This is a genomic window from Pararhodobacter sp. SW119, assembly GCF_017811755.1.
In the GTDB taxonomy this organism is placed as follows: domain Bacteria; phylum Pseudomonadota; class Alphaproteobacteria; order Rhodobacterales; family Rhodobacteraceae; genus Pararhodobacter.
Genome location: NZ_JADDJF010000102.1, coordinates 1 through 5,297 on the forward strand (window position 1 = coordinate 1; position 5,297 = coordinate 5,297).

Annotated in this window: 6 protein-coding genes; 2 read left to right on the top strand and 4 right to left on the bottom strand. The window is 66.0% G+C overall.

Annotated features, from left to right (window positions below; all coding sequences use genetic code 11):
* The first annotated feature begins 292 nt into the window (after positions 1-292).
* The gene (locus tag IM708_RS20200; protein ID WP_348525011.1) at positions 293-385 is read left to right on the top strand and encodes a hypothetical protein; all 93 of its coding nucleotides are present in this window, start codon (positions 293-295) and stop codon (positions 383-385) included.
* A 75-nt stretch (positions 386-460) separates the two neighbouring features.
* On the opposite strand, the gene IM708_RS20205 is transcribed toward IM708_RS20200, so the two are convergent.
* Entirely contained in the window at positions 461-1,387 is a 927-nt protein-coding gene (locus tag IM708_RS20205; RefSeq protein WP_209428362.1) for a PhzF family phenazine biosynthesis protein, read from the bottom strand.
* A gap of 88 nt (positions 1,388-1,475) precedes the next feature.
* Between IM708_RS20205 and IM708_RS20210 the strand changes: the two genes are divergently transcribed.
* On the top strand, positions 1,476-2,399 hold the full coding sequence (locus IM708_RS20210; RefSeq protein ID WP_209428363.1) for a LysR substrate-binding domain-containing protein: 924 nt from the start codon (positions 1,476-1,478) through the stop codon (positions 2,397-2,399).
* A gap of 184 nt (positions 2,400-2,583) precedes the next feature.
* Here IM708_RS20210 and IM708_RS20215 read toward each other — a convergent pair whose 3' ends face one another.
* The 3 genes from IM708_RS20215 to IM708_RS20225 form a co-directional block, all read right to left on the bottom strand.
* Positions 2,584-3,150 (bottom strand): hypothetical protein, encoded by a 567-nt coding sequence (locus tag IM708_RS20215; RefSeq protein WP_209428364.1) that lies wholly within the window; start codon positions 3,148-3,150, stop codon positions 2,584-2,586.
* A gap of 124 nt (positions 3,151-3,274) precedes the next feature.
* Positions 3,275-3,760: a MaoC/PaaZ C-terminal domain-containing protein gene (locus IM708_RS20220; RefSeq protein ID WP_209428365.1), complete on the bottom strand. Its 486-nt coding sequence runs from the start codon at positions 3,758-3,760 to the stop codon at positions 3,275-3,277.
* Positions 3,761-3,790: 30 nt separating this feature from the next.
* Complete coding sequence (locus IM708_RS20225; protein ID WP_209428366.1) at positions 3,791-5,011, bottom strand: MFS transporter; 1,221 nt, start codon at positions 5,009-5,011, stop codon at positions 3,791-3,793.
* Between the last annotated feature and the right edge of the window lie 286 nt (positions 5,012-5,297).

Below are 5,297 nucleotides of genomic sequence, written 5' to 3' on the forward strand. Positions count from 1 at the left end.
CGTCCTCTGCGCCTGCGGCCACAACCTCCGCAAGATCCTCGCCCACCTCAGGGCCCTTTCCCTTCGGCACTGCGCCGCGACCACGGACTGCGCGGCCCATCGCCACACCTGCCTATTATGCCGACCGGGGCCGAGCGATCCGCTGCAACTCGATCCATCCCGGCGCGATCCTGACCCGGAAATGGGAACCGATGATAGTCGACGGCCCTGATCGCGCTGAGCTATGGCCTAGCTTTTCGCCGACATACCGTTGCGACGGCTCGGGGAGCGGTCCGAGGTCGCGGCATTGGCGGTGCTCCTCGCCTCGGTCGGGGCAAGCTACATCAGCGGAGCGGAACTCTCCCTCGACGGCGGGTTGCTTGCCGGCACTTGCGGCGCATCCTAGACACGCCTATCCCCGCCCGGCCAGCGCGACGGGGCGGGATGGGCATCTACCACCGAGGAGGCAACACACGCTCGATCAACTGCTCGCCGACGGATCGATCCACAGGGTTCGGTCCATTCGGCCTTCGCCACCGGCCATGAGGCCAGTGATTCCCTCCGCTTGCACCTTTAGATCGACGAGAATCCGACTGATACTCGGCTGTGCCATGAAGCGGCCCTGCTCGATCTCGAAGTGGGTCCGCCGATCGCCGAGAACGTCGTGGAGCAGGCATGCGAGTGGACCTGCCGCCATGCCGGTTGCGCTTTCTTCCGGGATGCCGAAGCGGGGCGCAAACATGCGAGCCGTGGCATCTGCGCAGCCCGACCCGCTACAGACGGTGAACGGATAGAAGCCGATCAGGTCCAGCGCCTCGCTGATACGCGCAATTGCGTCCTGATCGGGTGTCATCCCCTCCAGATCGTCGGCTCCGTCAAGGCCAACGAGGAGAAACCGGTTGCCAGTATCGACGATCTGTGGCTCCACCCGTGCATTCAACTGCTCGCGCGTCAACCTGAGTGCGTCCAGGATATGCGCGCGCGTCACGCCCGACCCGGCCCAATCCGCCTGGATCGGGTACCGGGGTGCGTGCTGTTCCATGAACACCGCGCCGCTTCGCAGCTGGATCCGACGCGGACCGTCCACCGTCTGCTTCGATGTCGTGCCGTCCGCAATGCGCCCTTCCGTGCGCAACAACGCAAACGCGGCAATCGTCGCATGACCGCAGTGCGCGATGCGCCTGGTCGGCGTGAAGAAGTCGAGCCGGGCTCCTTCAGTCGGCGAGCGGGACACAAACGCAGTTTCCGACAGCCCCGTTTGCGCCGCGATCGACTGCATCATGCCCTCGGTCAGGTCATCGGCGTCCAGAACGACCCCGGCAGGGTTCCCACCGGTGCCATTCAGCGTGAACGCGTTGACGATATGGACGGGGATCCGAAACCTTGACAAAATCTCATGTTCTGACATTGGAAGTCTCCGTTGAGGATGCTCGAATATTGCAGCTTTCAAATGAACTACCGAGGGCTCTGAACTCACCAGTGAGTGAGCAAGATTCATGAATCGGGAATCGGAGGACATCGCGGTCTCCAGGTTGGTTCAGTCGCTCGGCTTGCTGGCGGCCGTTCAACGATACGGCAGCTTTGCCGGCGCCGCGCGCGCGCTCGATCTTGATCCCAGCGCGGTGAGCCATCGAATCCGCCTGCTGGAATCCGAACTCCGGCTAAAGCTCTTCGCGCGCACGACCCGAAGTGTCTCACCGACACGCGCCGGTGCCATATTGTGCGACGTGGCGTCGCGGTCCTGGACCGACGCAGGGCGAGCATTGAGAGCAGCGCGCGATGTGCAGACGACAAGATCCATCCGGCTTTCCGTTCACTCGTCCCTCGCAATGAAATGGCTCTTGCCAAGACTACCGAGCGCTGCGTCCGCCGGACTCGATCTCTCGATAGACGTGCGCGAAGATCTTGTTGTGCTCGCATCAAGCGAAATCGATGCTGGGCTACGCTTCGGCGACGGTCCCTATCCGGGATTGCACGCCACCCGGCTCGCAGGATGCGAACTCCAGCCAGTCATCGGCACTGCACATCCGGCAGCGAGAAAAACAAGGCTCGATCCGGCCAGCGACGGAACGCTCACACTTCTGAGCGACAGTGGCGCAGACATGTTCCGGACAGGCACCACCTGGAGAGACTATCGCAGACTGCTGGGCACCCCGGAACCGTCGCCGCAAGCAGTGAAGCATTTTGATCGCGCGGACTTGGCACTCCAGGCCGCAATCGGTGGCCTGGGTGTCGCCCTTGGCCGCAGCCTTCTGATCGAAGACGACATCCGCCGCGGATTGCTCTTGCCGATTGGTCGCCCGGTCAGGGTGGCTGCCGCGTATTGGCTCGTGACGAATCAAGAACTGGCGACCTCCGCCGGCATGCAATCCTTGCGCGACTGGCTGAAAGAGCAGATCCGCCTGACTCTCAAGCAATAATGTTGCCCATCAATTTAACTGGACGCCGCTACGTCGAATCTAATGCCGGCGCGCGTTTCAGCCCGTCCTCGCGCTCGAGAAGCGGGAGTCGTAGCGCCTAGTCATGAGGCCGCCCAACCTCGTTGCCACTGCGAGGCTTGCGCCGGCCTTGACGCCGGCGCTCAAGGTGTTTGATGTGCTGGCGTCATCCATCGGCAACCGCGCCAAGGATCGCATCGGCCTCGCGCACGAGCAGGTGGAAAGCGTCGCTACGCGGGTGTCGTTCGGCGAGTTGCCGGATGGCCGTCGCCCATGCGACATCAAGCTGGCGGCGGGATACCATGGGGTTGACGCCGTAGCGGTGGCGTGTCGCGTCGATCAGGTCGCGTTCAAGCTCCGATGCGTTCCGCGCCAGCGACTGCGCATGGACGATCGCCTCCCAAGCCGGGCGGACCTGCGAATGTGGCATCGCGACATGGACCCGCGGACCCAGCGCCAGCGCCTCGCCCCAGTGGCAGAGCGCGCAGACGGGATCGGCCGCTTGCGCCGCGCGGAACGCGTGCAGCGCGGCGACCGAATCCCCGGCCCAATAGGCCACCAGACCGGCGTCGAACAGCGCGCGCGCGGCGGGCTCGACCGTAGTCGTAGACAGTCCCAGACTGGCCTTCACCAGACTCGGTTCCGGCGCTGGGCAAGCTGGCATCGCGGCCTGCGCGGAAGGAGGGGCGATCATCAGCATGGCGGCGAGTGGAACGATCAAGCGGGTCTTCATGGGTCTCTCCTTTTTCGCAGTGGATCGGGTTGAGAAAGGGCGCGCAGGCTGCGGAGCGTCCGGACGGGGAACGGTCAGGCCGAGCGCGGCCAGAAGGCCGTCGCCGAGCAGGCGGAGCAATGGATCATGCGTCATCGAAGTTTCCTTCTTGGGTTGCCGTCCGGCGCAGCGGGACGGTGTAGGTGGTGGCGCGTCCAGTCAGCACCGGCTCACGAGCTTCGTTCAGAATCGTCGTCGCCAAGGTGCAGATCGGCTTGTCGTCGCGCACGCTCAGCACCTCAGCCCGGGCGGTGAGCATTTCGCCGACGCCGACCGCGCGGACGAACGACCATTCGACCGCGAGGAAAACCGTGCCCGGGCCGGGCAGATCCTCGGCGACAAGCGCGTTCAATAGGCCCGAGGTCACGCCGCCCTGTACGATCAGCCGGCCGAAGACCGAGGCCGAGGCGAGGTCGGCGTCGTAGTGCAGCGGATTGCGGTCCCCGCTGATCGCCGTGAAGGCATCGATGTCGCGGGCGCGGGTCCGGCGGCGGCGCTCTGCGACGGCACCGGGTTCGGGGCGACCACGCAGTGTGTCGGTCCAGGCGGATGTGAGCGTTCGATCGGTCATCTCGGTCTCCTTTCGGGTCGGGGGCTGGGGTCAGGCGGCAATAGCGACGGCGACTACCGGTCCCTCCTGCCGGGATTGGGCCTGCCGGATCAGGACGGCCAACACGCCCAGCACGGCGAGGTTCACGACGCCGGCCAGCGCGGCGTGCGCGAAGGGCAACTCGTAGCTGCCGGTCGCATCGAAGCAGAGCCCGGCCTGGTAGCCGCCCGCGCCCATGCCGATCCAGGCCAGAAGCGCCACCACCGCCATCGCGCTGCCGACCGAGCGAGCCGGCACCGCCGCCCGAACGGCGCAGACCGAGGCGGTCATCACCCCGCCGAAGCCCAGCCCGTAGGCGGCTGCGACGGCATAGAGGAACGGCCCCGGCCCGGTCAGCACGAACAGATAGACCGTCCCTGTCTGCAGGACCGACAGTGCGGCGTAGCTGGCCAGCGGTCCGAACCGGTCGACCAGCGGGCCGGCGGCGATGCGGCCGACCGCACCGGAAAGCATCAGGACCGACATCAGCCCCGTGGCCGCGGCCGGATCGAGCCCTTCCCCAACCGCGAAGGCCACCAGATGCACGCTCGGCACGCCCATCAGGATGCAACAGGTCAGCGCCGCGAGCGCCAGGAGCGGCAGGCTGACGGATGGCGAAACGGGCCAGGCCGTCACGGCGTTGCCCGCGACCCTGCTGCCCGACGGCGGCTTGCGCAGGAGCAGCACCGCCGGCGCTATGACGAGAATGAAACCGACCCCCAGCACCGCGCAGGCTGCGCGCCAGCCCAACCCGGCGATCATTGCCTGAAAGAGCGGCGGCACCAGCCCCTGCCCGACGGCGCCGCCGGCGGTCACGATGCCGATGGCCAATCCCAGCCCGCGCTCGAACCAGAGCGAGACAGTGGTCAGGAGCGGCGCGTAGAGGCAGGCGAAGCCCAGAAAGCCGATGGTCAGGTAGATCGCCTGGATCGCCGCGATCCGAGTTTGGAAGCCGATCAGCACCAGCCCGGCGCCGACGATCACCGCGCCAGTCGCCGCGATCGGCCCGGTGGGCAGGCGGTCGGCGAGCCGCCCGGCAAAGAGCCCGCCGAAGGCCGCGCCGATGGTGAGCAGCGTGTAGGCCAGGGACAGGTCCGAGCGCAGCCAGCCGAACTCGCCCTCGAAAGGCGCGATCAGGACGGCGATGGTGGTGATCGCGCCGTAGCCGCCCGCCATGCCGACGAAGGCGGCGGCGACCGCCCACCAGCGGTAGGGGATGGATAGGGGGGGCATCGGCGTCTCCACGGGGTCATGCGTTGCGATGACCGCGGTATGCGCGCGCGCCGTTTCACGCCGATGGCGGACGAGGGGCGGGAATGTTTCGAGTGTTTCGGGAACCGTCTTGCTGGTCGCCGTCGCCGCTGGCCCGTTCGGGGAGGCACGGGAAGGCGGCTGCTCAAGTTGAGCAGAGCACTCAAGATATTGAAATCATGCGATACACGAAGAAATCTTTACCGGATTTCCATACTACACGACTCTTGGATTTTTTCGCGTTTTGGAGGTTAAGTTTCGCCAGGGA